The organism is Martinezella dioscoreae, assembly GCF_009176305.1.
In the GTDB taxonomy this organism is placed as follows: domain Bacteria; phylum Pseudomonadota; class Alphaproteobacteria; order Rhizobiales; family Rhizobiaceae; genus Rhizobium; species Rhizobium dioscoreae.
In genome coordinates this window covers 1-26,464 of sequence record NZ_BLAJ01000003.1, presented here as the reverse complement: position 1 = coordinate 26,464, position 26,464 = coordinate 1, and the positions used below count along the sequence as shown (strand labels likewise).

The following is a 26,464-nucleotide window of genomic DNA, read 5'->3' as shown; positions in this document are numbered from 1 at the left end:
ATCCTAAATTGCCGGAGGGAATATGCGCATACGTGCCACGATGGCGGCGAGCCTTGTCGCTATATCAACCATTCTATCGAGCTGTCAGACACCGCAGGAATCTGCGATGAATGCGGAAATGACCTGCCAGTCGCAGGGCTTCCGTCCAGGTACGCAGCGTTATAACCGCTGCGTCGGCGCGACCTACCAGTCCAATCGCGCTCAGGCGCAACAGGCTGAAAACCAGGCTGCTGCCCTGGCCGCCGCCGGCATCATCGGCGGGGTTCTCGTCGGCGCCGCTGTCAGCGATAATCATCATCACCGCGGCTATTACGGCCGGCCCTATTACCGCCGATGCTATCGCTGCTGGTAAGCGTGGCTTTTATCTGTGTTACATCACGCTCCGTCGGCTCACGCTGACGGAGTTGTCGTTTCAGGCCAAACGAACCTCCAGAGTAGTTCTAGGAGACTGCAGCGATTTTCCGTCGGAAGGCACACCTAGTCTGGCGGGCTCATTTCCTGGCGGTTCACGAGCTTCACGCTTCGGTCCGGCTGGACGATATAGGTTTCGATAACATCCTGGCCCCACTGGTTCGTGAAGTGATGCTGGAATTGCGATCCGGGAGGCGATTTCGTCAGTTTCATATGCGGCTGGCCGCCATAGGTGATGCTGCCCGGGATGGGCTGCACCGATTCCGTCGTATTGCACGAGGAAAGCAGCGGTGCACATAACAGGAGAGTCATTATATAAGGCTTCATTGCTTTGACTTTCCGCCCACTTTCCGTCTTGCGATATCCGTCGCACATAAAGACGGAAGGGCATCTATGAGTGTGGCTCCAAATCACTATATACAGATAATGACGGCGTGCTCGGCAGCAAGGTTGTTATGCAGATTTACTTGATTGCGCCGCCGGATTTCGAAGGAGTCGCATATGTTTACGATTGCGAGATCGATAACTGCCGCAGGCTTTGGTCTTTTGCTGGCGGCCGGTGCCGCCATGCCGGCGAATGCCGTCACCATGCCGACCCTGACCGTGCCTGCAACCGGACAGTCGGACATCATCCAGGTGCGCGATCACGGTCATGGCCACGGCCATTGGCATCATCACCATAATCGTTGGGGCAGCGGCCATCGGCTGCATGGCTCGGACAGCTATTATGACGACGATTCGGATAGCGGCGTGCTCTTTAAATCCTTTGTGACCGGCACGCTGTTCAACAGGCAGGGCTCACAGAGCTATTACGGCGTTCATGCGCGTGACTGCGCAAGCCGCTACCGCTCTTATCGCGCCTCCGATAACACCTATCAGCCGAGCCGCGGACCGAGGCAGCTGTGCCGTTGAACGGCAACTTTTTCTGAGCAGGCCGACACTTTTCGCTTGCGTCGGGAAACGCTAAACTCTAAACGAAACAAGCCGTTTCGGCAGGTCGGGGCGTAGCGCAGCCCGGTAGCGCACTTGACTGGGGGTCAAGGGGTCGCTGGTTCGAGTCCAGTCGCCCCGACCATTTATCTCCTTGAACTCCCAATCGAATTTCTGAAAGTCAGCTGCACCAGGACGACGCTTGGCCGGTCCAGCGGCGTGCGAGACCTTCCGACACCATCTGATCGCCGAGCGAGCGCCCCGCGCGCATGGCAATGCGCAGTTTGCCGCCATTCGGGTCGTCGCGACGGCTGCTGCCGGAAAGCACGAAGCTTCCGTCATTGAGAATGGCCTGCAGGCGCAGTTTCGCGGCTACGCCTCTCTGTCTTTCGCTCGGGCAACGCGCGGCACCGGCGTCCGGTACATCGATATCGGCCAACTGAATCCGGATGCCATCCTGCCAGAAGGTATTGCCATCGACGACGCAGTTCGTTCCAGAGCCAGCACCGCATAGCACGAAACGACCGCCGGACTGCGCACGCAGGCTGGGTATCGGCCGTTCGACCGGTATCTTGTTGACCGGCATCGCCACAGGAATGGCGGCAGGCGGTACCGGCAGGGCGGATGTCGCGCGCGGCTCCGAGGTGACTGCTGCCGTCTTTATTTGCGGTTTTGCCGCTGGCACCGGTGCCTCCCGAGCCATATGCGGCATGCCTGCGACTGCGCCGGCATGCGCAAGCATCGACGGCATGTCCTTGCGATGCTGATAGGCGTAGATGCCAGCTATCGTTGCCAGGCCGACAACACCCCATAGCCACATCGAATTGCCCGCCTTGGATTGCGGCCTGCGCCGCGTGCGTCGTTTCGCTTTCGCCATGGTATCATCCCTCAATTGCGAGGGGGATTATCGCCGCCATTTCTTACCGATCCGTTGGCTTTGGCGGCGATCATGAACTGCGATGGGGCAGGGCTATTTCGTGGCCGCCGTCGGCGGCTTCAGTTTCACCGCCATCGTCACCTGTCCGTTGATGGAAAGTCTCGTGCCGCGATTGTCTGGATTGTTGACCGAAGTATTGCTCGACAGAGCACTGATTTCGCAGGCATCGGCAATCGTGTCGAGCAGGGTGGCGCAGCTGCTTGCGGCAATCTTATAGAAGGATTTCAACGCCTTCTCCTGCTGCTCCTCGCTGTCGCCATCTGTTATGGGATAGGAGATCGATATTCCCGATTGCACGGAAATATATCCTTCGGGTGGCTGGCGAGGGTTGCGCAGCGGAAGATTCGAAAAATTCTGCGCGAGGGCGGGCAGGGCCGCCGCTGCAAGCGTCAAGCTGAGAGCAGCCCGGATCAGAAATCTGGTCATCATTATGCCTCCGTTTTTTCTGCTTATTGCAGATGCGGATAAAGGCTTGGTGATGCACTAACTTAAAATTGTACCTTCGATCGAATTTCCGTAAAATTTGCGAATCAGAAATGCGTCGGCCGAAATGCTTCCTTGCCAACCCCACACGCAAGGCGCATAGTCTAATCCTATCGTCGGGAATAAAACGGGTGCCGGCGAAGTACTGCGTGCTTCTGCCCCACGGACAATGAGACGCGCAAATGCTGGACACACCTATCCATCCACGAGATCTGCCGCTGTTTTCAGACGATCTGGACCGACTCGAGAAGGTGCTTGATACGGTCTGCAAGGATCGTGGCATGAGCCCGCGAAGCCTCGAAGCAGAGCGCCTTGGCGCATTGATTATTCAGCTTTATCGCCAGGGCGTAAAGGATGACGCGAAGCTTCTCGCACTTGCACGGGCTTATTTCTGACGCAGCTGCGTTTTTTTGTGGCCGAAAATCTAATCGATTTAAGCTGATTTCACATAGCAGCAATGATGCTTTGTGCCTGTTCGAAGCGGGGCAGCCTCCCTATATTTGCTGCGTTGCACAAAGAGATTCGATTTCTCGATGTCACTGATTCTGGAAAGGAACAGTGCGCGCTAGCCCGCAGCGGAGGAAAAACCGGCCGTGGCTGACGTGGATAGAAAGGTCCATGATGAATTTTAAAGTTCCGAGCCGGCTTCGCCGCTTGCTCGTCGATTCCGTCGAGCTGCCGCAGCTCAAATTTCCGATGATGCAGCCCCAATCGCAGCCGTCGCGCCGTCGCGTTTCCACGCGCCCGTCGCCGCAGCGGCTGACGGAAGTTTTGTGGTTTGGCCGCAATCCCGGCGATTTGCGCATGCTCGAATATGTACCCCCGGGGGTAAAGGGACCGATGCCGCTCGTCGTTGTCCTGCACGGCTGTCATCAGAATGCCGAGGATTTCGATCGCGCGAGCGGATGGACCGCACTTGCGCGCCAGCACGGATTTGCCGTGCTTTATGCGGAGCAGAAGGCATCGAACAACCCAAATCTCTGTTTCAACTGGTTTCGCCCGAGCATGGTCACGCGCGATCGCGGTGAGCTCGGATCCATCAGAGAAATGATCGATTTCAGCCGCCGCCTGCATGCGATCGACGATAGCAGGATTTTCGTCATGGGCCTCTCGGCTGGCGGCGCTGTGGCAGCCGCATTGCTGGCGACCTATCCGGAACTCTTTGCCGCAGGCGCCATCATCGGCGGCCTGCCTTTCGGCGCTGCCCGCGATGCCATATCGGCGCTTGACGTTATGAAGCGCGGCTCAAGCCGCCCGGCGGAAAAATGGGGCGAGCTCGTTCGCGAAGTTTCCCCCGAAGCTGCTCGCTATCCCGTCGTCTCCATTTGGCATGGCGATGCCGATAATGTGGTGTCTTTCGCCAATGCCGAGGCATCCGTGGCGCAATGGCTGACTGCTCGCGAGCGTCCGCGCACCAAGGGTCGGTTGCGTCTCTTCGAAGGTGGCGAGCGGCGCGAATGGCGCGACGACTACGGCCATATGATCCTGGAGCTCGTGACGCTGACCGATTTCGGGCATGGCCTGCCGGTTGGCTCCATTGTTGAAGGCTGGGAGCCGGCAAACAACACCGAGCGCTACATCCTGCCTGCAGCCCTCTCTGCGCCCGAAGAGCTTGTCAAAGGCTGGAAGCTCGCGGCCTGAGGCAGATCGCAAGACCTAAGGCCTGAAGGCGAAGCGGCGCTGGGAGATTTCAGGCACTGCGTCAGCCGTCAATCGTCATTGGTGGCATTCAGGTTCTCAGGCCGGACGCCATCATTTTCGGACCAATGCTTGAAGCGAATGCCAGGGCCACCCATGCCGTCACTGCCGCCGGCGAGGAAAAGCACTCCGTGGCTCTCGAGGACGGAGCGAACTGTCGCAAGCGCCCTCATATCCGCCGGGCTTGTCCCTGTTTCCAGCGCTTCGATCGCCGAAACCGGGAGTTTGCTCTCGCTGGCAAGCGTCTCCACTGTCAGTTCGAGCATGGCGCGCGCGCCGCGCAATTGTGCTGAAGTAATCATGAGTTAAGTCTATCGCATTGGCTTGAAAAGCGGAACCGATTTCCGACGAAAATCCTCTGCGAGTTTAAAGGGCAGCCGCGCTTTTCTCCCGGTCCTCGCGCTTATTATCCAAACTGGAATTTGCTACCAATTCCAGCGGGGCAGGGGTGGGGTAGCCGAGCAGGTCGTGATAGATCTTCTCGGTCGCATCCGCCATGCCGGCGAGCGTATATCCATCCTTACGGCGACGGGCTTCGGCAGTAAAATTCGCCAGCAACGTCGGATCGCCAAGACGTGCCATCGCGGCCGCCAACGCTTCCGGATTATCGCTGTTCGGCACGATGTAGCCGTTCTTGCCGTGCTCCAGCACCGTGCGCGCGCCACCGACATCGGCAAGCAGCAGCGGCTTGCCCGCAGCTGCGGCCTCCAGCATCACATAGGACATCGCCTCATAGCGGCTTGGCATGACGACAACATCGAAGGCGTCGATGGCCGTCACCCCCGGTACGCTGCCATCAATGCGGGCGCGATCTTCAAGCCCGGCCGCCTTGATCATCTCCCTTGCAGTGTCGGCCAGCTCACCGATCCCGATCATCAGCAGATGGGCTTGCGGCAATTGGGCTGCTATCCGTGCAAAAGCCGCGACCAGGCGCTCAGGCGCCTTCTGTTGTGTCATTCTGCCGACGAAGCCGAAGAGCAAAGCTTCCTGAGGAATGCCGTATCGTCTGCGGATGGCTGCTCGCTGGCTGAGGGGAGGTGCGTTGACGCCGTTGACCACGACGCGCAGGCGTTTTTCCGGGATGCCGAGCGAGAGGGCGTGATTATATTCATCCTGCGAAACGCAGACCAGGCGATCGGTCAGCCACGTCCCGAGAAGGCGCTCGATACCGCCATAGATCAGGCGGCCCTTCGCACCGAGCGTCGGGTCCATGGTGCGGAAGGCATGCGGCGTGTAGAGAACGGGGACATGGCGCCCCGGCAAACGCAAGCGCGTTAATGCGCCCGCTTTCGAGCTATGGCCATGGATCAGATCAAACGGCCCATGACTGGCCGCGATCTTGCGCAGTTGCCACCATGCAGTCAGATCCCAGGGGCCGGGCGCGCGCCGCATGCCAAGCGGAATGACATTGTCCAGGCCGATATTTTCCAGTTCTGTGACGAAAGCGGGCTCTGCGCGCACTGGGGAATAGATAGCGGTCACGGAATGGCCGCGATGCTGCATGGCCCGGCATAGGTCGAGAAAATGTCGCCCGGAGCCACCGCCGCTCGGTTCGAGAACCTGCAGCAACGACAGGCGTTTGACGTTGGTGCGAATGTTCACGGCGCAGCTTTCCTTTTGTTCAGGTCACGCTGATACTTTTGCTCCAGGGCGCCGCAGCCCCAGACGATGCCGATCAGCATGTAGAAATGGCGCCAGTGGTCGGTATCGATGACGTTGCCGATGCCGACATGGCCGAGAATGACGATCCAGGCGATCATCACGTAGGGCTGCCAGGGACGCTCCCTCAGGAGGTTGCGGAAGCCGATATAGATGGTCCAGCAGATCATGCTGACCCAGGTGACGAAGCCGAGCCAGCCATAAGTGGTCAGCGTCTTTAGCCAGGTATTGTGTTCGTCCTCGCGGAAGATCTGACCGAAGACCAGCGGCCCGATGCCGAAAGGCCGTTCCATGGACATTTGGAAGCCGATGCTGTGGCGTTCGAAGCGGCCGAGATGTCCGCCGTCATAACTCTGAACCAGCTGCAAGCGCGTCGAAAACAGGTCGCTGACCTGCGGAAATTGCAGCGCAACGACGAGCAGAACGACCATGAGGACGATGGCCGCCAGCGACATCACCAGGATCCGCAGCCGGAAGGTATTGCTGCGGTGCTTCAGCAGCATGCAGAAGATCAGCATCACCGAGGCGAAGGCGAAGAGGGCCCAAGCGGCGCGGGAGAAAGACAGGAAAATACCGAAGGCGAGCACGAACAGGCATATGCCTTTGATCGGCGCTTTCTTCAGGTCACCGATGAGCAAGCCGTGCATGAGGTAAAGGCTTGGCGCCACGAGATAGGGGCCGAAGACGTTCGGATCCTGGAACGCACCCATGGCGCGATCATAGCGGGTGAAGATGTCGAAGCCCGGTACGGCGTGGAAGTAGCCGAGGATGCCGAGGCTCGCGGTGATCAGCGCCGCCACCACCCATGTATTGAAGATCAGCTTCAGCCGCTTTTCGTTGTCTTCGGTGATGGCGGCATAGAAGACGGAACTCAGCGCCAGGAAAGTGGAAACGGCGATATAGATCGGGCCGGCGAGATGATCGCTGGCGGCGAGATCATGCATCTGAGTGATCGACAGCATTCCGCCGATATTGAACAGTAGGAACAGCGCCAGCAGTGGCGCGACGCTGCGCGAGATTTTGAGCCTGAGAATGAACCAGGTACCGATCAGAAAAGCGAGCCATAGCTCGTAGGGTGCCGGCTCGGCGATGACGAAGCCCGACAGAAACACGCCGACAGCAACGCTTGCCGTGCCGACCAGCCGCATGGCGGCAAGCTGCGGCTGCGCGACGCGGGGCGATGGCAGGTCCAGCGTGGTCAATAGGCGTTTTCCGTATTGAGCAGACGGAACGGCGTCAGGAACAGGATCTTCAGATCGAAGAGCAGCGACCAGTTCTCGATGTAGTACAGATCGTAAGCCGTGCGGAACTTGATCTTGTCGTCGCTGTCGATCTCGCCGCGCCAGCCGTTGATCTGCGCCCAGCCAGTGACGCCGGGCTTGACGCGATGGCGCGCGAAATAGCCTTCGACGACGTCGGCATAGGTGCGGTTATGGCTGGCGGCCAGAACGGCGTGGGGGCGCGGTCCCACAAGCGAGAGGCTGCCGAGCAGCACGTTGAAGAGCTGCGGCAACTCGTCGATCGATGTCTTGCGGATGAAGCGGCCGACGGGGGTCACGCGCGGATCGTTCTTGGTCACGGCATTGCGCGCCGAGGGATCGCTCATATGGGTGTACATCGAGCGGAACTTGAACACGTTGATAATCTCGTTGTTGAAGCCGTGGCGCTTCTGCATGAAGAAGATCGGCCCTCTCGAGGTTGCCTTCACGGCAATTGCGGCGCCGAGCATGATCGGCCAGAGCAACGCAAGTGCGACCAGGCTGAAGAAGATGTCGAAGATGCGTTTGGCAACGCCATCCCAGTCACGGATCGGCTTGTTGAAGATGTCGAGCATCGGTACGGCGCCGACATGCGAATAGGCGCGGGGGCGGAACCGCAGCTTGTTGGCATGGGCGGCAAGACGAATGTCGACGGGTAGCACCCAAAGCATTTTCAGCAATTGCAGAATGCGATCTTCGGCGCTGATCGGCAACGCGATAATCAGCATGTCTATGCGCACGAGTCGGGCGAATTCGACCAGTTCCGATACCGTGCCCAGCTTCGGGTAACCGGCGACCATGACTGGCGAGCGCTTTTCGCCGCGATCGTCGAAGATGCCGCAGATACGGATATCGTTGTCGGGCTGATGCTCGAGCGCGCGGATGAGCTCCTTTGCCGGTTCGCCGCCGCCAACGATGACGGCGCGTCTTTCCATGACGCCGTTACGGGCCCAGTGGCGGATACCGTAGGCGAAAAGCAGGCGGGCGACGAGGAGGAAGCCTGCACCCGCCGCAAACCAAAGGCTGAGAAGTGAGAGGGAATAGATATTGTTGATGTCGAAGGGGAAGAGGGCGATGACCATGACCGCGAAGGCGGCTGCCCAGGATCCGAGTATCCGGTGCAGGAAGTGATGCGGCGAGCGCAAGACCGGTATCTGATAGGCATCCGCAATCTGCAGGAAGACGATGGCAAGGCCGCAGAGGGCGATCGTCACCACGGCCTTCGACAGGAAGGGATGATTGTCCGACGTCCCGAAGAGGAGGATCGCAAGCCCGAATGCAAGCAGCGACAGAAATTCGAACAGCCGGTATTGTCCGACGATGATTGCCGGGGACTGGTTGGTTTCGCGAAGCTGTTCGGCGATTTGCCGCGCATAGGCATTCATGCTGTCTGGGCGATCGCTATGAGGCTCGCTGGCACCGCGAGTGCGGATTTCCGAAACCTGTTTGCGAAGATGGTCCAAGTTGAATTGCTCGGACTTTTCGGTAGTGTTCATGGCAACTTATCCAGTCGTTACCGGACAAGGCCTATCAGATATCAGCTAAGAAACACTTACAACACTTGCCTGTATTCTAACCGTCTTCGTTCAGGCCAAGTATATTTCGATACAAGTGCAAAGTATCCCGCGCCATGGCCGAAGCCGAAAAATTCGATCGTATCGTTCCGATATCGGGCATGTTGCGAGCGCCCCATAGCGGTTCTGTGATCGCTTCGGCCATGATGCGCGAGAGGTCATCGGCATCTTCCGGTTTGGCGAGTGCTGCGCTGTTTTCGCCAAGCGCTTCCGCAACGCCGCCGACGCGCGAGGCGATGACGGTCTTGCCGGCTGCGAGCGCTTCAAGAACGATATAGGGCATGGCCTCGGCGCGCGAGGGGACGACGATGTTCTGTGATACCGTGAAGGCTTCCTGCACGCGCATCGCGGGTAGCATGCCGATACGGTGACCGAGGCCCCGTTCGACCATCATTCGGTGATATTTGTCTCTGTCCGGTCCGTCGCCGATCATCAGCGCTGACAGCGGCCTGCCGATCCGCCGCTCCGTTTTTGCAAAGGCGTCCACGAACAGATCGGGACCTTTGAGGTCCCGCAGCATGCCGATATAGACGAAATGCACGGAGTCCGATCGTGTCGGTATGGTGCGAAAATCTCTTTCGCTGATGCCGTTATAGATCATCACAGAGCGGGTGCGCGGCTTGCCGATCTTTCTTTCATAGGTGCGGCGTTCGAAGTCGCAAATGAAGATCAGGCCATCGGTGAGAAACTCGAGCATCCGTTCCAGGCTGTGCACCAGCATGCCCTGGAACGAGCCGCGCGAGAAATGCAGGCTTCCGCCATGCGCTGTATAGAGGCGGGCTACGCGACACCTGTTGACCCGCAGGATCGAGCCGAGAACGCGCGCAAGCAGGCCGCCCTTGGCGCCGTGCCCGTGCAGCACATCCGGCCGCAAACTCTTGATTTCTTTATAGCTACTCCACAGTGTCGCAGCATCCGAGAGGGTAATTTGCCGTCGGATCGGCAGACGGACGACGCCAAGAGCCAGGAATGGCGCGATATCGTCGAACAGACGATCCTCATGCTCGCCGCCCGTCAGGCTGTCGCAAAGGATGCCGACCTCATGGCCCGCTTTGCTCTGTTCCTCCGCCAGATCCCGGACATGGCGGAAGACCCCGCCGACGGGCGATCTGAAGCAGTGAAGGATTCGAAGCGGTCGGGCCATGAGCGGTCGCGGTTAGAACAACCGCTCTCTGACATAGATGGTGTCGCCTGCCAGCACCGGATCGGAGATGCCGACCCGTCCAGTCATGACATGACCGTTAATCTTGCGGGTGACATCCGCGTTGGATTGGTTGGCCCGGCTGGTGAACCCGCCTGCGACCGCGATGGCATTCTGGATGGTCATGCCCGGCACATAGGAATATTGGCCCGGCTGGCCGACTTCGCCCATAATATAGACCGAGCGATAGCGGTCGATGTCGATGGTGACGTCTGGATCGCGAATATATCCCTGGCGAAGCTTCTGCGCGATCTGGCCGGAGAGCTGCTGCAGCGTGCGGCCGCGGGCAGCAACCTGGCCGATCAGCGGGAAGGCGATATAGCCGGCCTGATCGACAGTATAGGTGTTGGTCAGCCCGGCTTGATCGAACACCGTGACGCGCAACCGGTCGCCGCTATCAAGCGTATAGGGCTGGATCGTGGCCTCGTTGAAGGCCTTGGGTGCCGGTTGATAGGTGTTGCAGCCAGTGAGCGCGGCGCTCACGGCAGCCATGCCGAGTGCAAGGACAATCTTTGACTTTGCGAAGGGCATTTCGCGCTCATTAGAAAGGGAAGACACTGCCGTCGTTATCGATCCGTTAGGGTTAACGGTCGGTAAAGAGTAAATCAAATTCCAGGAAAAAATTAGAGATGCCAAAAATAATGCTGGCGAAATACTATTAACGCTTGGGTTACCATAGTCGTTTACGATTAATTTTGGCTTTCTATTATGGAGTTTTGCATATGTCCGGTGTCAACAACACCCAGCAGGATGTGGACATCGATCTCGCTCAGCTCTTTCGCGCTGTGTGGCAGCGGCGGGTGCGCGTCGTTGCCATCACGCTGGCTGGCGCCTGCGCGGCATTCGCGATCGCCAAGGTCATGTCGCCGGAATATCGCAGCGAGGCCCGCATCCTCATCGAGCAGCGTGCGCCCGCCTTTGCGGCGACGACATCGGGCAACGATGCCGGTGCTGGCCCGCTGCTAGACGAGTTGAATATTGCCAGCCAGGTGCAGATCCTGCAGTCGGCGGATCTGGTGAAGCAGGTCATTACCAATCTCAAGCTCTACGATCGTCCCGAATTCGCCGCCGGCAACAACGGTTCTGCTCTCTCTGATATTCTGATCAAGCTGCATCTGAAGCGGGCGGCGGCCGACAAGGCCCCGGAAGAGCGGATGCTGGACGCCTTCAACAGCCGCCTGCAGGTCTATCAGATCAACAGCTCACGCGTGATCGGCATCAGCTTCACGTCCCGCAATCCGGATCTCGCCGCCAGCGTGCCGAATGCCATGGCGCAGGTCTATCTATCCATGCAGAGCGGCGCCAAGCTCGATTCCAATAGCGAGGCGACGCGCTGGCTGGAGCCGGAGATCGCCAAGCTGCGCGATAAGGTGAGCGAGGCGGAAAAGAAAGTTGCGGATTATCGTTCCGCCAACGGTCTTCTCCAGACCAGTCAGAACAACAATTTCGCCACGCAGCAGCTCGCGGATATCTCGACGCAGCTGGCGCAGGTGCGTGGCGACAAGGCCAATGCCGAGGCGAGGGCGCAGGCGGTGCGCAGCGCACTGTCCAGCGGCCGTTCGACCGATACGCTTGCGGACGTCGCAGGCTCGCAAACTATTCAGCGGCTGAAGGCGACCCAATCTAATCTCGAGTCGCAGATATCGGATTTGTCCACGACGCTGATGGATGGGCATCCACGGCTGAAGAGCCTGCGGGCGCAGCTCGTCGATATCCGTCAGCAGATCGATCGCGAGACCCAGAGGATTCTGGCAAGCATCGAGAACGAGGCGAAGGTAGCGCAGCTGCGCGAACAGCAGCTCCTCGCCCAATCGAATACGCTGAAGGCCGATAGCGCCCGGGCAGGGGAGGACGAAGTGGGCCTCAATGCGCTGGAGCGTGAAGCTGCGGCAGAGCGACAATTGCTAGAGACCTATCTTGCCCGTTATCGCGAAGCGGCCTCTCGCGTCGACAAGAATTCCAGCCCTGCCGATGCGCGCATCGTTTCCACGGCGGTCGAACCGGTCGATCCCTCTTTCCCGAAAGTCGGCCCGATCGTCATCGTCGCTACCCTTGCCACCTTCATCCTCACGGCCATCGTTATCATGCTCGCGGAGCTGTTCAGCGGCCGTGCATTGCGGCCGGTCGGGCCTGCCCGCAGGGAAGATGCCGTCATGCTGGAGACGGCGAAGCGCACTCGACCCGTCGTCGAACCTGCTCCGGTTCGGGCAGTTGCGAGCGCGAGCGGTGCCGAGGCGCCGGCAAGCATGCTTTCGATCCCGCCAGAAGACATCGCGGTTCAGGTTGCAGACACTGCAATTGCGCCCGACGCCGCTGCCGCCCCGGGCACTGCAATCGCTCCGGACCATGAACCCAGGCAGGCTGCTCGCGCGACGGAGGAAGAGGAAGATTTCTCCATCCAATCCGTCGCGGATTATCTGATCGACAGCGGCTCGCGGCTGGCGATCGCCATATCTCCGACCGGTGATAATGGTTCGACCGCGACTGTCATGCTGGCGCGGACCATCGCCGATGCGGGGAGCCGTATCGTGCTGGTCGATATGACCGGCACCGGATGTCCCTCCAGACTCATGGCAGAGCATGACGAACTTCCTGGCGTAACCGACCTGCTTTGCGGCGAAGCGGCCTTTGCCGATACGATCCATCCGGATCGCCTGTCGGATGCCCATCTCGTGCCGCAGGGCATGAGCGACCTTGCCCGTGCCATGCGCGGCGCCGATCGTCTGTCGCTGATCCTCGACGCACTCGGTTCGGCCTATGACATCGTTCTGGTGGAATGTGGCGCGGCTGAAGTCTCCGGCGTCGCACGGCTGACGCGCAGCAAGGAGACGGAAATCATCCTCTCCATGCCTGAGCCCGACGAAAGCCAGTTCATCGCTGCCATGACGGAATTCCAGAAGGCCGGCTACGAGCACATCATTCTGATGTCCGGCTGGCGCGAGGAGCATGATCCGGACACGCGCCGGGACGCAGCCTGATCAATCCGCGTCGCCGCCTCCATCATCCGATGCGGTGCCGGCTCCATGCCGTGCCCGCAGCCGCTGGATGAAGGAATAGAGCTTGCGATTGGATTTGATCGCGACCTTCGTACGCGTGATGACCCGGTTCGCCATCGCCGCGAGACGCCCCATGCCTGAGACGGGCAGGAAGAGATCATACTGCACCGTTTCCATCGGGCACCAGGAACGCTTGTAAATCTGGTCGCCGATACCGAAGTCGAAGAGCGCGACGCCTTCGCGATGCAGCCGCTCGATCATCAGCCAAAACAGCAATTCGCCGGGGCTCGCCTCCGCAACCAGAGCCTCATCGATAGAGGCAAACTGGCAGATGACATGATCTCCCTTGCGGGACAGGGCAGCGATGGCTGGAATATGGCCCTCGTGTTCGCCTTTTAGGCGCAGCGCATGCATCTCCAGCGTCGCGCCGATGCCATCGCCTTGGCGTCGGCGCAACATGGCGTGCAGCGCAGCCTTGATCCGGCCATCCTTGAACGCATCGGGCAGGCCGGCATCCTCGAAGCGGATCGCCTTCTGCCGGAAGAACAGATCGAGCAATGCGTCCTGCTCGTCAGGACCGGCGATCACATATTCGTAGCCGCCCCTGGCATCGAGAAGCCGGCTCTGATGCTTGAACTTCTTGCGCCGGCGCTTGGCATTGACCTGCTTTAGGCTTGCTTCAAAACTGCCGAGGAAGGGCATCTGAAAGGCGTGGTTCTGATTTTCGATCGACGTCAGCAAAGCGAGCGGATTTTTGCGGCCGCGCCATTCGAGCGGGACGTTGCGCAGGATGACGACGTCCGCCTTGCCGCGCAAAGCCGCCGAGATGGCGCTCGCCTGAGGAGCCGTCAAACCCCCATTCTCCAGGAACTCGGCTGAAAACAATCCGGTATTGATATTGTTGTGGTGGCCTCCGATGAACTCGGCTCGTCTTGTCCCGCGACTGCGAATGATTTCGAGCGGCAGGATGAAAGCAACCTGGTCTCCGATCGAGCCCCGGATGATGGCGAGAGGACGTTCGAGGTTCTCCACCCAAGCTGCGCACCAGTCATAGCTCTGGTGCAGCGAGTTGAGATCGTCCCGTTCCAGCGCGCGCCATTCGGCTTCGAGCGGTGCCATGCTGTCGAAGATGTCGACCCGCAACTGATCGGCGGCGGCAGGCTCCATCTCGATGCACGCAATCCGCTTATCCGCTGCTTCGGCGGCTATGCCAGCGATATCTCGCGTCTGGGTCTGCATCCGATCTTCTCCGCTCCGGCGGTATTCGGGCGCAGTCTGGCGGGCAACGGCTTATTTTTGGCTTAAGATGGGACACTCGCGCCGGACAAGGTGCGGATCAGGGTTAGCCTAATGTAAATCCTGCCAGAACGCGCGTTACTGCGGGCGCGGCCCGGCCATCCACTTGATGATGCCCATTGCCGGCAGCACCCAGATGATGCCGCTGAAAAGGAAATAGAGGAAATGCACCCAGCCGGGTTGATCTGCAAGCGTTCGCACTGCAACGATCATGGCGACGATCGCATAGATTGCAACCAGCAGCACCAGCAGGATCATGCCAATGAATTTGCGCAGGCGAAGGGGCACGGGGTTTTCTCCTCATTATGGCAACATGCCGCGACGGCATGCCGCAAACTCCCGGGACTTGTTTTGCACGCCCCTATCGGGCAAATCAACAGCCTGATCGAAGGGAGAAGCCATGGCTGCCACTAATTTTACGACCGAACAGGCCATTTTGAAGGAAGTGGCCCGGCAGGACCGCAATCGTCGCGCTATACGAATCTGGCTCGCCTGTGTGCTTCTGGTTCTCTTCGGTCTCGTGCTGGTGGGAGGCGCCACGCGCCTCACCAATTCCGGCCTGTCGATCACACAATGGCAGCCGATCCATGGCGTTATCCCGCCGCTGAATGCGCAGGAATGGCAGGACGAATTCGATCTCTACAAGCGCATCCCGCAATTCCAGATCCTGAACAAGGATATGACGGTCGAAGAGTTCAAGGGCATCTTCTGGTGGGAGTGGGCTCATCGCCTGCTGGCCCGCACCATCGGTATCATCTTTGGCCTGCCGCTACTGTTCTTCGTGTTGACGGGCCGCGTCGAGCGCAAGCTCTGGCTGCCGCTTGCGGGCATTTTCCTCCTCGGCGGCCTTCAGGGCGCGATCGGTTGGTGGATGGTCTCCTCGGGGCTCGAAGCGCGCACCGACGTCAGCCAATATCGCCTTGCGACGCATCTCGTGACGGCCTGTCTGATCTTTGCCGCCTGCATGTGGTTCATGCGCGCCCTGTCGCCGCATTCGAACGAGCCGCCGCCTACACGTCATTCAGCAAAACTCGCCGGTTTGATTGCTTTTATGGCCTTGTTTCAGATCTATCTCGGCGCGCTCGTCGCCGGTCTCGATGCAGGCCTCAGCTACAATACCTGGCCACTGATGGATGGCGCCGTCGTACCGAGTGATCTTTTCATACAGTCGCCGGGCTGGATCAATTTCTTCGAGAACCCGAAGACGGTCCAGTTCGTTCACCGCCTCGGCGCCTATGCGCTCTTCGCCGTGGTCGCCGTCAACATGATCATCTCGCTGCGCGCGGCGGCGCAAACGACCCATGCGCGGCGATCCGTCGTTCTCTTCGTGCTTGTGCTGATCCAGGCGATCCTCGGCATTTCGACGCTGCTGCTGCACGTGCCGCTGCATTTGGCCTTGGCACATCAGGCCGGCGCCCTGATCGTCTTCGGCTTTGCGATTGCCAATTGGCGCGGTTTCTATGGCGAATTGCCGCGCCAGACCTCGATCGTCGTGAGAGATTGAGGCGCTTTGCGCCTCGAATCCTTTTACCGTGCCGAAGCGACGCTTGCCGCCGACGACATCCGCGAGACCACTTTCAATCGCTTGATTTCGCCACGCCGGAAGGCAGCCAGGAAGCGGTTGTAATCCTTGAAGACCACGCAGCCATTCGATTCGCCACGGCCGCCTCTGAGCATGTAGGTGTGAGCCAGCAGGCCATCGCGGCCATAGACGCGAGCGCCGTTTGCGGGTGTCAGGCGCAGCGCCTGCACGCCATGGAACAGGCTTTCCCTATAAGTCAGGTTATACGTTTCAGGCGGCGTCGGGCCGGTATTCTTGCGGTCGACATAGCGGGGATTGTCGCGCATGTGGCCGAGGCCGGAATGGGCCTCGAGGCGCTCGCCGCTCGGCAAATAAACGGTTTTCGCCTCGATGTCGTAGATCGCCGTGCCTGCGCCGGGGCTGATCGCCGCAAACGGATTGATGAACGGCTTCGTCTTGCGCACGGAACTGTCATCCGGATCGGCATACGCCGTGAGACGTGATGGTGGCTGAGCGGTTGCTTCGTCGCCCGTCGCTCTGGCGATCGCGCTCGTGGCATTGGCGCGCTGCATGGGTGTCGGTGTCTCGCGGGCAGGGCGGGCCACCGGAATGACGTTCAGAACGGCTTCGGCCACCGCAATGTCGGCGTCCTTGGCGGGCAACGGCTTGGCTTCCGCAACGGCGGGCAAGCTTACCGCGGGGGCTGCCGAAGCAACCGCAGCCGGCTGTCCGGTCGTCTTTAGAGGACTTGCGGCAGGTATCAGCGCGGCTGCATACTTTGCTTGGCTCAGCGATTGCATTGCAGTCGCGAAGTTTATGGCGATGACCTTGCGCAAATGGTCGATCTTCTCGGGTGAAGCCGCGGCCACTTCGATACGACCGCTCTTGATGCTCGCCGCTACGTCCTGCGCCTGTTTCATTTCGGAGGTCTGCTGTGCAAGCGCATAGGCTAGTTGCAGTCGAACAGCGTCCGCACCGACACCTTTCGTTTGAACATCCGCGTCTGCGATGCCGCCGAAGCGGCTCTGTCCATGCAGCGAGGTCGTCTGGCTGGCGTAACGGACGGGATGAGCCGCGCGGCTTGGCGGAACGATGAATGCCGATGCGCGGGGCGCCAGGAAATTATCGGTCGGCGCCGCTGCGCCGGGAAGCGATAGCACCATCGATTGCGTCGTCATCAGCGTCGCCGCGATCCAGGCGAAAGCAGCGACTGCGACGCCGGTGGCCAGGGTGCCGGGACGGATGCTGAAGGATTTTTTTGATCGCGAGGCGTAGCCGGAGCGCGAATTGAAGTTACCGAACGTTTCGGTCACGAACGCCATGATACTCGTTATCCAAACTACACAGACACCAAGCCGGCTCAAGAACGCACACGCGCCCTAACGCGAGTGTCGCGTTCGGTCGCCAACTTGCCGGCTGTCTGGAAGCATGCCGAATTATGGTAACCAATTCCTTTACGATGGCTCATTCTTGGATATTCATTGAAAAAAGGGATAGTTTTAAACGTCCCGCCCATTCGGACCAGCAAAGCCGTTAAAGAGGAAATCCGGCCGACAATTGGTCGCGGAGCCTCACAGGCATTCACTTTTCCGTGTAGCTTCGGCTAATTTAGAGCAGCGGCAAAAATAAGGCCGCAAACAATGGCGAGCTCGAAATCGCGCAAAACCCCTTGCGGGCATGTAAAAAGCCCGGCCTGATCGATCCTCTGCGGATGAACGGGCCGGGCCGAACAAGCTTCGATTTGCGTCGGGCTGAGTTAGGCGCTCAGCATGAGATCCATGTTCTGTACGGCTGCGCCAGATGCGCCCTTGCCGAGATTGTCGAGCAGCGCCACCAGATTGACTTGCGCTCCGCCCGGCGTGCCAAAGACGAAGAGCTTCATCGTGTCCTTGCCGGCGAGCTCGACGGCGTTGACGCGGGGCAGGGCGCGGCTCTCATCGAGCGAAACGACCTGAACGATATCCTGACCGGCATAATGCTCGACGAGCGCGGCATGAATGCTCTCCAGCGTCGCGCCTTCCGCGAGATCGCTAAGATGCAGCGGCACCTGCACGATCATGCCCTGGGGGAAGCGGCCGACGGAGGGCGAGAAGATCGGCGCGCGCTCCAGCAGGCCGTGGGTCGTCATCTCGGGCACATGCTTGTGGGTCAGCGGCAGGCCATAGAGGAAGTGCGGCGCGGTGATCGCATCCGGATGATCCGGATTTTCCATCTGGGCGATCATTTGCTTGCCGCCGCCCGTGTAGCCCGACACGGCATTGACCGTCACGGGATAGTCCGTCGGAAGGATGCCGGCGGCGCGCAGCGGCCGAATGACACCGATCGCACCTGTCGGATAGCAGCCGGGATTGGCGACGAAACGTGCTGCCTTGATCTTACTGCCCTGGTTGCTGTCCATTTCGGCAAAGCCATAGGCCCAGTCGGGATGGATGCGGAAAGCTGTCGAGGTGTCGATAACGCGGACATTGTTGTTGCCCGCCACCATCTTTACCGCTTCTTTCGATGCGTCGTCGGGCAGGCAGAGGATGGCGATATCGGCGCTATTCAGCATGTCCTCGCGCATGGCGGCGTTGCGGCGTTCGGCTTCGGGAATGGACAGCAGCTCGACATCGCGGCGGTCGGCCATGCGCGTGCGGATCTGCAAGCCCGTGGTTCCGTGTTCGCCATCGATGAAGATTTTCGGTGCCATCTTATTCCTGCTCTTTCAATAGGTTCAGAGTGTTTCCGGACTCAGTTTGCCATGCAGTTGATTCAATTTCATAACGGCCGCTGTGGAAGCAGAAGGCGGCTTTCGAAAACCGTCCCACCTATCCCGAAATCATGTCTCAACGACCGCTCGCACGTCGTTCGGCGTGGAGACCGAGCATATACATCGCCACGGTCGCCCCCGCAATGGCGGTGATGTCGGCGTGGTCGTAGGCGGGCGACACTTCGACGACATCGGCCCCCCGGATATCCAGCTGATGCAGCCGCTGCAGCACCGACAGGATCTTGGCGCTGGAAGGGCCGCCCGCGACCGGCGTTCCCGTGCCCGGGGCATAGGCCGGATCGAGGCAATCTATATCGAAGGTCAGATAGGTTGGTGCGCCTTTGGTATGAGAAATGATCATCGAAGCGATATCGCCGGCGCTCATATCTTCGATCTGATGGCCATAGAGGATCTGGATACCAAAATCCTCGGGCGCATGCGTGCGGATGCCGATCTGGATGGAGCGGTCCGGGTCGATCAGCCCGTCGCGTACGGCGCGCGCAACGAAGGAGCCGTGGTCGATACGCTTGCCGTCATCGAACCAGGTGTCCTGATGGGCGTCGAACTGCACCAGTGCCAGCGGCCCATGCTTGGCGGCATGCGCCTTCAACAACGGCCATGTGACGAAGTGATCGCCCCCTAGGGTCAGCATGAAGGCGCCGCTGTCCAGGATCGTGGCCGCCTGTCTTTCGATTGCAGCGGGTGTCTCCTGATGATTGCCGTAGTCGAGCAGGCAGTCGCCATAGTCGATGACGGCCATCTCGGCGAAAAGATCGCGATTGAACGGATATTGCGGATCATTGTCGAAGATGGCCGACGCACGGCGGATCGCCTGCGGTCCGAAACGCGTTCCCGGCCGGTTCGAGGTGGCGGCATCGAAGGGGATGCCCCAAACCACGGCATCGACACCATCAAGCGATTTCGTGAAGCGGCGGCGCATGAAGGAGAGCGTGCCGGCAAAGGTCGGGTCGCTCGCAGCCGAGGTCAGGCTTGCCGCGGTAAAGGCATGGTCAATCGATGTGCTCGGCAAGGGCCTCTCCTTTGCTCGCTTGAAAGTCGTAGGCCCGTTCTATCCTACCTATGCGAACCTTGTATTCTTCGTACCAGCGCTCGCGCCCGAGTTTCTGCGCAGCCAGATGCGACACCACGTTCTTCCAGGCGAGGATGCTTTCCTCGTCCCGCCAGAAGGAGTTGGTGATGCCGAAACCATCGGTACTTCTCGCGCTTTCAAGCCCAAGAAAGCCATCCTGCGCCCTTGCCAGTTCTTCCATGCGCTCGCCCATCGAACCATAGCCGTTGTCGCCTTCGGTGCGGAGCGACGCGAATGTGACGATGTAATAGGGCGGCTCGGGAGTGGCCGCGAAACGCGATGAAGTACTCTTGCTCATGGTGTTTCTCCGGAGAGCGGTCAAATCTGGAAATTCAGGCTGGAATTATAAGCCAAGATCCGGTGATTATTTGCCCGATCTAGCGGTGCATTGATATGCCTTTTTCACACAGGCGATCTGCGGCGTGGAACACTCGGCCTGCCCATCGGTCACGACACAGTAGGAGCAGCTGTCGTTGAACTCGCGACAATCGGCATTTGCGTGGAGAAAATCCTTCATGCTCTGCATATCCGCCGTCGTTTCTGCAGGCGGAGCTGGCTGGGCATCGTCACACAGAACGGGTACGGCGCTCGCGATCAAAAACAGAAGCGAAAAGATGAATCCACGCATTGAACTCTCCCGGTGCTTGTATCGGGACTTTGCCACAAAATGTGCCGCTTGCCTTTGCGGATCTGCATCTTTTCTCATGATGTAAAAGAAAAAGGCCGGGAAAACCCGGCCTTTCCAAAAATCCGATCTCGGGTAAGCGATTAACGCTTGGAGAACTGGAACGAACGACGTGCCTTTGCGCGGCCGTACTTCTTGCGTTCGACGACGCGGCTGTCGCGGGTCAGGAAGCCACCCTTCTTCAGGACCGAGCGCAGGCCCGGCTCGAAGTAGGTGATCGCCTTGGACAGGCCGTGACGAACGGCACCGGCCTGGCCGGAGAGGCCGCCGCCGGCTACGGTTGCTACGATGTCGAACTGGCCGTCACGGGCAGCAGCGACGATCGGCTGACGGAGGATCATCTGCAGAACCGGACGGGCGAAGTAAGCCGTGTAGTCCTTGCCGTTGACGATGATCTTGCCGGAGCCGGCCTTGACCCACACGCGGGCGACGGCGTCCTTGCGCTTGCCGGTCGCGTAGGAGCGGCCGAGCGAGTCAACCTTGCGGACGTGAACCGGAGCAGCAGCTGCTTCAGACGTCGTGCCGAGGTCCTTCAGGGAGGAAAGGTCAGCCATTATCAGGCGCTCCTTACGTTCTTCTTGTTCAGCTTGGCGACGTCGAGGACGACCGGCTGCTGGGCTTCGTGGGGATGGTTGGAGCCGGCGTAGACGCGCAGGTTCTTCATCTGGCGACGGCCGAGCGGGCCGCGGGGAACCATGCGCTCGACGGCCTTCTCAACGACGCGCTCCGGGAAGCGACCTTCGATGATCTGGCGAGCCGTACGCTCCTTGATGCCGCCGGCATAACCGGTGTGCCAGTAGTAAACCTTGTCTTCGTACTTCTTGCCGGTGAAAACGACCTTGTCGGCATTGATGACGATGACGTTGTCGCCGTCGTCGACGTGCGGCGTGAAGGTAGCCTTATGCTTGCCGCGCAGACGCATTGCGATGATAGAAGCGAGACGGCCAACGACAAGCCCTTCGGCGTCGATGAGAACCCACTTCTTCTCCACCTCTGCAGGCTTCTGGGAGAAGGTTGCCATGTTGCATACTCTCTTTTAGGACCCTTGGCCCGAAGGCGTCTGGGCGTTTCTTGTTGCTTGGTTTGGCGCGTATGAATGCGTGCCAAAAAAGAAAGCAGCCGGGAGAGGCTGCAATCTGCGGCGGCTTATAGATCGATTAAGGGCCAGGGTCAATATCGCCTGATTGGCAGGCCGAAAAAATTATAAAGTAAAATCAATATGTTGTTTATGTGGTAAAATAAGACCACATAATTTATCGTCAGCCAAGCCGCAAAACCAGCACTCCGCCAGCAATAATGGCGCCGGCAATATAGCGCCAGATGCTGGACCGCTCCTTCAAAACGACGACGGATATCACCAAAGCGAAGAGGATCGAAGTCTCGCGCAAGGCGGCGACCATGGCGACCGGCGCCTTGGTCATCGCCCACAAGGCCAGCCCGTAGGAAGCGATCGAGCCGCCGCCGCCGATAAGCCCGCGCCACCAGTTGTAACGGACGTGGGCGGCGACGGCATTGATGCCGCGTTGCGATATCGCCCAGGCGAAAAGGAGAATGGGGGGAAGGAGTGCCATCCACAGAGTATAGGATACCGAATTGCCCGATATCCGCGCGCCGATGCCATCGACATAGGTATAGGTCGCGATGACAACGGCATTGGCGAGGGCGAGAACGATCGCCCGGCGGCTGCCCTTTCGGGCCTCGAAGGCAAGCGTCAATATGCCGGCACAAATGGTCATGGTGCCGATCAATGCGCCGCTCGAAAGCGTTTCCTTCAGGATGAAGCTGCTTGTCGAAACAATGATGAGCGGTGCGACACCGCGCATCAGCGGATAGACGAGCCCGATATCCCCGGCGCGATAAGCGGCTGCCACCAGCTGGAAATAGGCGAATTGAAGGATGGCCGAGGCACCGATGAACGGCCAGGCCGCTGAGGCGGGCAGGGGAAGGAACGGCAGAAGGGGCAATGCCGCGACCGCGCCGCCGGCCGAAACCAGCGCCGCATCGAGCGATTTGTCGGTTCCGGCCTTGATGATCGCATTCCACGTCGCGTGTAGCAGGGCGCCGAAAAGAACGAGCGCGATAACGTCGAGAGACACGGAAAACCTCGGAAATTGGCAGGCGTAATGGCAATGCTTGGTATTTTGTGGGAGTGCGGTCCCCATATGATCCGCAATACATCGAAAAGCAACGAAATATCGGTCATTCTGACGGCTTGCCATTTGCTCCGGTCATGTCGGGCGCTGAGAATGGTGTTTTTGTTATGTTCCAGATCGCTCTTTTCAGCATTATAAGTAACTAATTTATTGGAGTATGAAGCGCGAACAAATATCGCATGTCCTGTGAACGCGAGAGTAGCATTAGACACTTCTTACTTAAAAACGACAGAGGGCTGTGTCGCCTGCAACGCCGCGTGTTGTCGGGCGTGGGAAAATCGACGCGAAAACGCCGTGCGCAATCTCTCTTCCCCTCATGAATAGAGTGGATAATTCTACAAGAGGTGAAAAATATTACAGGTAGAGCGCGCGATGCTGCTGATGAAAATCATAATAAGAGATAAGTATAGAATCGTCGAACCAAAAATTGGCAGGGCAATATCATTGCGCGAACTCGAAAATTATTCTGTGGGAAAATAATCAAATAGCATATGTTCCGCGTTCGCATTCGGTTCTCGTTGGAATTGACTGTCTATTCGAAGTTTCTAATTTATATGCGAATAAAAAGCGAACAAAGATTGCATTTCCTGAGAACGCAACCCCGCGGCTTCAGGAAAATTTATGAAAGCGCTTTGGAGAGGGGCTTGAACACAGGCGTATAAATGCCCGCGCGCGGCCATAGGGCCCAAGATGCACCGTGCCTGGGACAATCAATGGTCGTATCGAACTCGTGAGCCGTCCGTCATATCCAGCCGTAGTCTATTGCGATCAGCGTCGGAAAATCAAATCATCGTCATCGAGGTCGGTCGTCGGCCTGCATATATAGACCGGACAGGAAGCGCGATCCTTCGTGGGGAGATAATCCTGATAGGCGTAAAAGCCCATATCGCATGCGCCGCTGTCCGCAACATAGCGATCATAGAGCGTCATGTTCGGTGTTCTTCTGGCCGGATAACGCATGATGACTGCACGCTCCCGATTGATGACCGCCCTGGCCTCGGCGCAGGTCATGGACATGGAATTATATCGCGAAATCGCCAATGCCGGCGTCGCGGCCGAAGTGACGAGCAGGCCCAGCAGGATGAAATTTTTCATCTGAGTAATCCTCCCTGAAGTTGTTATAATACAATATATATACGCGGAGACCGCCATTGCGGTTTCCATATTTGTGACAAAACGCAAGTGTGATCGAGGTGGGAGGCTTCGTGATGAACCACGATAGTTATGACGATTCCTATATAGCCGATATCCTCTTGTCCGTAAGGACCATCGCGCTCGTCGGCGCTTCGCCCAATCCCGCGCGCCCGAGCAACGGTGTGATGGCCTATCTCCTGAACAGGGGATATCGCGTCATCCCCATCAATCCCGGACAGGCCGGCAAGGAAATTCTGGGGCAATGGGTCTATGCACGCCTGGCCGACATTCCCGAGCCTGTGGATATGGTCGATGTTTTTCGGGCGCCGGAATATCTCCGATCGGTCGTGGAGGAGACGATCATGATCGAGCCGCGGCCCCCGGTCATCTGGGGCCAACTCGGCGTGCGTGACGATGCGGCTGCGGCGAGAGCGGAAGCTGCGGGGGTAAGGGTCGTCATGGACCGCTGCCCGGCTATCGAGTATCCGCGTCTGGTCGCTTGACCGAGATCATGCATGACGGCTGCATTCTGCCGTTTATCGCGCGATCTCACTGAAAGATGGCAAGTTTTTTCCGCGAGCCGAGAAGCACGGCAAAGTTCGCGGTTAACTTTCATATGCCAGGCGTTATGCTTTTCCCGTTACGAACAAGATCCGGCGGGAGGAAAAATATGCCAACCAACAACCCAGGTTTCGACACGCTTGCGATCCACGCCGGCGCGCAGCCAGACCCGGCGACAGGCGCGCGCGCGACGCCGATCTACCAGACGACCTCCTTCGTCTTTCAGGACGCCGATCATGCCGCTGCACTGTTTGGATTGCAGCAGTTCGGCAATATCTACACGCGCATCATGAACCCGACGCAGGCGGTGTTGGAAGAGCGGGTGGCGGCTCTTGAAGGCGGAACCGCGGCTCTCGCGGTGGCCTCCGGTCATGCGGCACAGCTGCTCGTTTTCCATGCCATCATGCAGCCGGGCGACAATTTTGTTGCGGCCAAGCGGCTCTATGGTGGCTCGGTCAATCAGTTCGGGCAATCCTTCAAGAATTTCGACTGGCGAGTCCACTGGGCCGATTCCGCCGATCCTGCGACCTTCGAGGCGCAGATCGATGGCCGCACCCGCGCCGTCTTCATCGAAAGTCTTGCCAATCCCGGCGGCACCTTCGTCGATATCGCCGCGATCGCGGCCATCGCGCACAAGCATGGCCTGCCGCTGATCGTCGACAACACCCTTGCAAGCCCCTATCTCATCCGGCCGCTGGAGCATGGCGCCGATATCGTCGTGCACTCGCTGACAAAATTCCTCGGTGGCCACGGCAATTCCATGGGCGGCATCATCGTCGACGGCGGCACTTTCGACTGGTCCGCCTCGGGCAATTATCCCATGCTGTCTTCACCGCGCCCGGAATATAACGGCGTCGTTCTGCATTCGACTTTCGGCAACTTCGCTTTCGCCATTGCTTGCCGGGTGCTAGGCCTGCGCGATCTCGGGCCAGCCATCTCGCCATTCAATGCCTTTCTGATCCTGACCGGCATTGAGACGCTGCCATTGCGCATGCAGCGCCATTCCGACAATGCGGCTGCCGTTGCGCGTTGGCTGAAAGCGCAGGAAAAGGTGGCATGGGTGAACTATTCCGGCCTGGAAGACGATCCGAACCATGCCCTCCAGCAGCGTTACTCACCGAAAGGCGCGGGCTCGGTCTTCACCTTCGGACTGAAGGGTGGTTATGAAGCGGGCAAGGGGCTGGTCGAAGGTCTGGAGCTCTTTTCGCATCTTGCCAATATCGGCGATACGCGTTCGCTCGTCATCCATCCCGCCTCGACGACCCACAAACAGTTGACTGACGAGCAGAAGGTTGCCGCCGGTGCCGGCCCGGATGTCGTGCGTTTGTCGATCGGCATCGAGGACGTCAAGGACATCATCGCCGACCTGGAACAGGCGCTCGCGAAAGTCTGATGAGGTTCCTCACATAGCTTTGGCAACACTTTTTTATTGGGTTGTATTGAGGCGACCGGCGAAAAAACGTGAAAAACGGGGCGCTCGCATATATGGCCTCTTCAAATCTGACCCTATAGGATGCCGGTTACGAAGCGATCCAGCCGGGTTTCTGGACGATAGAGCGTCTTGACCAGGATCGCCGCGAAAACGGCGGTAAGCACCCCACCCATGACGTCACCGACATAATGCGTGCCGACGTAGACTCGCGAGAAGGAGACAAGGATCGCGCCGAGTAGGAAGAAGAGGCTTCGCTCTGGCATGCGTTGAAGTGCAAATGCGGCAACGATCGCGAACGCGGCCGTTGCGTGGTCGGAGGGAAAGGACGGGTCATTGCTGCGATTTATAAGTAGCTTGGTGACTCCGACATCATACGGGCGAACGCGACTGACAAAAAACAGGATGACTTGGTTGATGCCGAGACCGATGACGAAGGTCAGGCCCGCGGCAACGAGTGCGTGTCGGGTTTCCGATCGACGTTCTCCGACCCACCATTGGACAGCGACGAGAACGATCAACAAGGGAACGCCGTAAGCCGTGATTAGGATCATCAGGCTGTCGACTGTCGGGTTTCCGGCTATGCCATTGATCCACTCTGTTATAACGACATCTAGTCCATACATGCTGGCCCCTTCTGAACTGCGATTGCGATTTCGGCCCGATTGAGATGGTCGAGCCAATTAACGAAGCGCAC

29 protein-coding genes and 1 tRNA gene are annotated in these 26,464 nt (G+C 59.0%); 9 read left to right on the top strand and 21 right to left on the bottom strand.

The window, feature by feature from the left end; genetic code table 11:
- The first annotated feature begins 22 nt into the window (after positions 1 to 22).
- Positions 23 to 352 carry a hypothetical protein gene (locus tag GDN47_RS11950; protein WP_069616257.1) on the top strand — a complete coding sequence of 110 codons (330 nt, stop codon included), beginning with the start codon at positions 23 to 25 and terminating at the stop codon, positions 350 to 352.
- A gap of 125 nt (positions 353 to 477) precedes the next feature.
- Here the strand turns inward: GDN47_RS11950 and GDN47_RS11945 are convergent, their stop codons facing one another.
- Complete coding sequence (locus GDN47_RS11945) at positions 478 to 738, bottom strand: hypothetical protein (RefSeq protein ID WP_112723085.1); 261 nt, start codon at positions 736 to 738, stop codon at positions 478 to 480.
- 174 nt (positions 739 to 912) lie between these two features.
- Between GDN47_RS11945 and GDN47_RS11940 the strand changes: the two genes are divergently transcribed.
- Together GDN47_RS11940 and GDN47_RS11935 are read left to right on the top strand one after the other, a co-directional pair.
- Positions 913 to 1,323, top strand: coding sequence for a BA14K family protein (locus GDN47_RS11940; RefSeq protein ID WP_113329025.1), 411 nt, complete (start codon positions 913 to 915; stop codon positions 1,321 to 1,323).
- A gap of 86 nt (positions 1,324 to 1,409) precedes the next feature.
- Positions 1,410 to 1,486: transfer RNA gene (locus tag GDN47_RS11935), tRNA-Pro, on the top strand.
- Between the two features lie 36 nt (positions 1,487 to 1,522).
- Here GDN47_RS11935 and GDN47_RS11930 read toward each other — a convergent pair.
- Both GDN47_RS11930 and GDN47_RS11925 read right to left on the bottom strand, forming a co-directional pair.
- Positions 1,523 to 2,218, bottom strand: a complete 696-nt coding sequence (locus GDN47_RS11930; protein ID WP_113329024.1) for a thermonuclease family protein — start codon at positions 2,216 to 2,218, stop codon at positions 1,523 to 1,525.
- 93 nt (positions 2,219 to 2,311) lie between these two features.
- A complete protein-coding gene (locus GDN47_RS11925; RefSeq protein ID WP_113354716.1) occupies positions 2,312 to 2,707 on the bottom strand; it encodes a hypothetical protein in 396 nt (131 codons plus the stop codon).
- Between the two features lie 236 nt (positions 2,708 to 2,943).
- On the opposite strand from GDN47_RS11925, the gene GDN47_RS11920 reads away from it, so the two are divergent.
- Together GDN47_RS11920 and GDN47_RS11915 are read left to right on the top strand one after the other, a co-directional pair.
- Complete coding sequence (locus tag GDN47_RS11920; protein WP_069616263.1) at positions 2,944 to 3,156, top strand: hypothetical protein; 213 nt, start codon at positions 2,944 to 2,946, stop codon at positions 3,154 to 3,156.
- A gap of 223 nt (positions 3,157 to 3,379) precedes the next feature.
- Positions 3,380 to 4,402, top strand: a complete 1,023-nt coding sequence (locus GDN47_RS11915) for an extracellular catalytic domain type 1 short-chain-length polyhydroxyalkanoate depolymerase (RefSeq protein WP_233789896.1) — start codon at positions 3,380 to 3,382, stop codon at positions 4,400 to 4,402.
- A gap of 68 nt (positions 4,403 to 4,470) precedes the next feature.
- Here the strand turns inward: GDN47_RS11915 and GDN47_RS11910 are convergent, their stop codons facing one another.
- From GDN47_RS11910 to GDN47_RS11885, 6 genes are all read right to left on the bottom strand, one after another.
- Positions 4,471 to 4,761, bottom strand: a complete 291-nt coding sequence (locus GDN47_RS11910; protein WP_145631470.1) for a RodZ family helix-turn-helix domain-containing protein — start codon at positions 4,759 to 4,761, stop codon at positions 4,471 to 4,473.
- 64 nt (positions 4,762 to 4,825) lie between these two features.
- Complete coding sequence (locus GDN47_RS11905; protein WP_152093457.1) at positions 4,826 to 6,061, bottom strand: glycosyltransferase family 4 protein; 1,236 nt, start codon at positions 6,059 to 6,061, stop codon at positions 4,826 to 4,828.
- Positions 6,058 to 7,320: an O-antigen ligase family protein gene (locus tag GDN47_RS11900; protein ID WP_152093456.1), complete on the bottom strand. Its 1,263-nt coding sequence runs from the start codon at positions 7,318 to 7,320 to the stop codon at positions 6,058 to 6,060. The genes GDN47_RS11905 and GDN47_RS11900 overlap by 4 nt, the downstream gene beginning before the upstream one ends.
- Positions 7,317 to 8,873, bottom strand: coding sequence for an undecaprenyl-phosphate glucose phosphotransferase (locus tag GDN47_RS11895; protein ID WP_113354719.1), 1,557 nt, complete (start codon positions 8,871 to 8,873; stop codon positions 7,317 to 7,319). The genes GDN47_RS11900 and GDN47_RS11895 overlap by 4 nt, the downstream gene beginning before the upstream one ends.
- A 76-nt stretch (positions 8,874 to 8,949) precedes the next feature.
- On the bottom strand, positions 8,950 to 10,095 hold the full coding sequence (locus GDN47_RS11890) for a glycosyltransferase family 4 protein (protein ID WP_145631461.1): 1,146 nt from the start codon (positions 10,093 to 10,095) through the stop codon (positions 8,950 to 8,952).
- Between the two features lie 12 nt (positions 10,096 to 10,107).
- A complete protein-coding gene (locus GDN47_RS11885) occupies positions 10,108 to 10,683 on the bottom strand; it encodes a polysaccharide biosynthesis/export family protein (RefSeq protein WP_069616269.1) in 576 nt (191 codons plus the stop codon).
- A gap of 191 nt (positions 10,684 to 10,874) precedes the next feature.
- Here GDN47_RS11885 and GDN47_RS11880 point away from each other — a divergent pair, with 191 nt between their 5' ends.
- A complete protein-coding gene (locus GDN47_RS11880; RefSeq protein WP_113329015.1) occupies positions 10,875 to 13,130 on the top strand; it encodes a GumC family protein in 2,256 nt (751 codons plus the stop codon).
- Here the strand turns inward: GDN47_RS11880 and GDN47_RS11875 are convergent, their stop codons facing one another.
- Both GDN47_RS11875 and GDN47_RS11870 read right to left on the bottom strand, forming a co-directional pair.
- Positions 13,131 to 14,387: a GNAT family N-acetyltransferase gene (locus GDN47_RS11875; protein ID WP_152093455.1), complete on the bottom strand. Its 1,257-nt coding sequence runs from the start codon at positions 14,385 to 14,387 to the stop codon at positions 13,131 to 13,133.
- Positions 14,388 to 14,522: 135 nt separating this feature from the next.
- Entirely contained in the window at positions 14,523 to 14,732 is a 210-nt protein-coding gene (locus GDN47_RS11870; protein ID WP_069616272.1) for a DUF2842 domain-containing protein, read from the bottom strand.
- A 112-nt stretch (positions 14,733 to 14,844) separates the two neighbouring features.
- Here GDN47_RS11870 and GDN47_RS11865 point away from each other — a divergent pair, with 112 nt between their 5' ends.
- Positions 14,845 to 15,948, top strand: a complete 1,104-nt coding sequence (locus GDN47_RS11865) for a COX15/CtaA family protein (RefSeq protein ID WP_113354723.1) — start codon at positions 14,845 to 14,847, stop codon at positions 15,946 to 15,948.
- 23 nt (positions 15,949 to 15,971) lie between these two features.
- Here the strand turns inward: GDN47_RS11865 and GDN47_RS11860 are convergent, their stop codons facing one another.
- The 9 genes from GDN47_RS11860 to GDN47_RS11820 all read right to left on the bottom strand — a co-directional run bounded on the left by GDN47_RS11860 (position 15,972) and on the right by GDN47_RS11820 (position 23,738).
- A complete protein-coding gene (locus GDN47_RS11860) occupies positions 15,972 to 17,288 on the bottom strand; it encodes a DUF2778 domain-containing protein (protein ID WP_152093454.1) in 1,317 nt (438 codons plus the stop codon).
- Positions 17,289 to 17,722: 434 nt separating this feature from the next.
- Entirely contained in the window at positions 17,723 to 18,655 is a 933-nt protein-coding gene (gene argC / locus GDN47_RS11855; protein ID WP_145631450.1) for an N-acetyl-gamma-glutamyl-phosphate reductase, read from the bottom strand.
- A 136-nt stretch (positions 18,656 to 18,791) separates the two neighbouring features.
- On the bottom strand, positions 18,792 to 19,745 hold the full coding sequence (gene speB, locus GDN47_RS11850; protein WP_145631447.1) for an agmatinase: 954 nt from the start codon (positions 19,743 to 19,745) through the stop codon (positions 18,792 to 18,794).
- A complete protein-coding gene (locus GDN47_RS11845) occupies positions 19,726 to 20,103 on the bottom strand; it encodes an antibiotic biosynthesis monooxygenase family protein (protein ID WP_152093453.1) in 378 nt (125 codons plus the stop codon). The genes speB and GDN47_RS11845 overlap by 20 nt, the downstream gene beginning before the upstream one ends.
- A gap of 66 nt (positions 20,104 to 20,169) precedes the next feature.
- Positions 20,170 to 20,433: a hypothetical protein gene (locus GDN47_RS11840; protein ID WP_069616278.1), complete on the bottom strand. Its 264-nt coding sequence runs from the start codon at positions 20,431 to 20,433 to the stop codon at positions 20,170 to 20,172.
- Between the two features lie 140 nt (positions 20,434 to 20,573).
- Positions 20,574 to 21,044 carry a 30S ribosomal protein S9 gene (gene rpsI, locus GDN47_RS11835; protein WP_069616279.1) on the bottom strand — a complete coding sequence of 157 codons (471 nt, stop codon included), beginning with the start codon at positions 21,042 to 21,044 and terminating at the stop codon, positions 20,574 to 20,576.
- A 2-nt stretch (positions 21,045 to 21,046) separates the two neighbouring features.
- Positions 21,047 to 21,511, bottom strand: coding sequence for a 50S ribosomal protein L13 (rplM, locus tag GDN47_RS11830; protein ID WP_004122374.1), 465 nt, complete (start codon positions 21,509 to 21,511; stop codon positions 21,047 to 21,049).
- Positions 21,512 to 21,749: 238 nt separating this feature from the next.
- Positions 21,750 to 22,586 carry an EamA family transporter gene (locus GDN47_RS11825; RefSeq protein WP_152093452.1) on the bottom strand — a complete coding sequence of 279 codons (837 nt, stop codon included), beginning with the start codon at positions 22,584 to 22,586 and terminating at the stop codon, positions 21,750 to 21,752.
- 825 nt (positions 22,587 to 23,411) lie between these two features.
- Entirely contained in the window at positions 23,412 to 23,738 is a 327-nt protein-coding gene (locus GDN47_RS11820; RefSeq protein WP_113329005.1) for a hypothetical protein, read from the bottom strand.
- 113 nt (positions 23,739 to 23,851) lie between these two features.
- On the opposite strand from GDN47_RS11820, the gene GDN47_RS11815 reads away from it, so the two are divergent.
- Both GDN47_RS11815 and GDN47_RS11810 read left to right on the top strand, forming a co-directional pair.
- On the top strand, positions 23,852 to 24,280 hold the full coding sequence (locus tag GDN47_RS11815) for a CoA-binding protein (RefSeq protein ID WP_015339469.1): 429 nt from the start codon (positions 23,852 to 23,854) through the stop codon (positions 24,278 to 24,280).
- 167 nt (positions 24,281 to 24,447) lie between these two features.
- Complete coding sequence (locus GDN47_RS11810; RefSeq protein ID WP_152093451.1) at positions 24,448 to 25,731, top strand: O-acetylhomoserine aminocarboxypropyltransferase; 1,284 nt, start codon at positions 24,448 to 24,450, stop codon at positions 25,729 to 25,731.
- Positions 25,732 to 25,844: 113 nt separating this feature from the next.
- Here the strand turns inward: GDN47_RS11810 and GDN47_RS11805 are convergent, their stop codons facing one another.
- On the bottom strand, positions 25,845 to 26,393 hold the full coding sequence (locus GDN47_RS11805) for a phosphatase PAP2 family protein (protein ID WP_152093450.1): 549 nt from the start codon (positions 26,391 to 26,393) through the stop codon (positions 25,845 to 25,847).
- Positions 26,394 to 26,464: the final 71 nt, after the last annotated feature.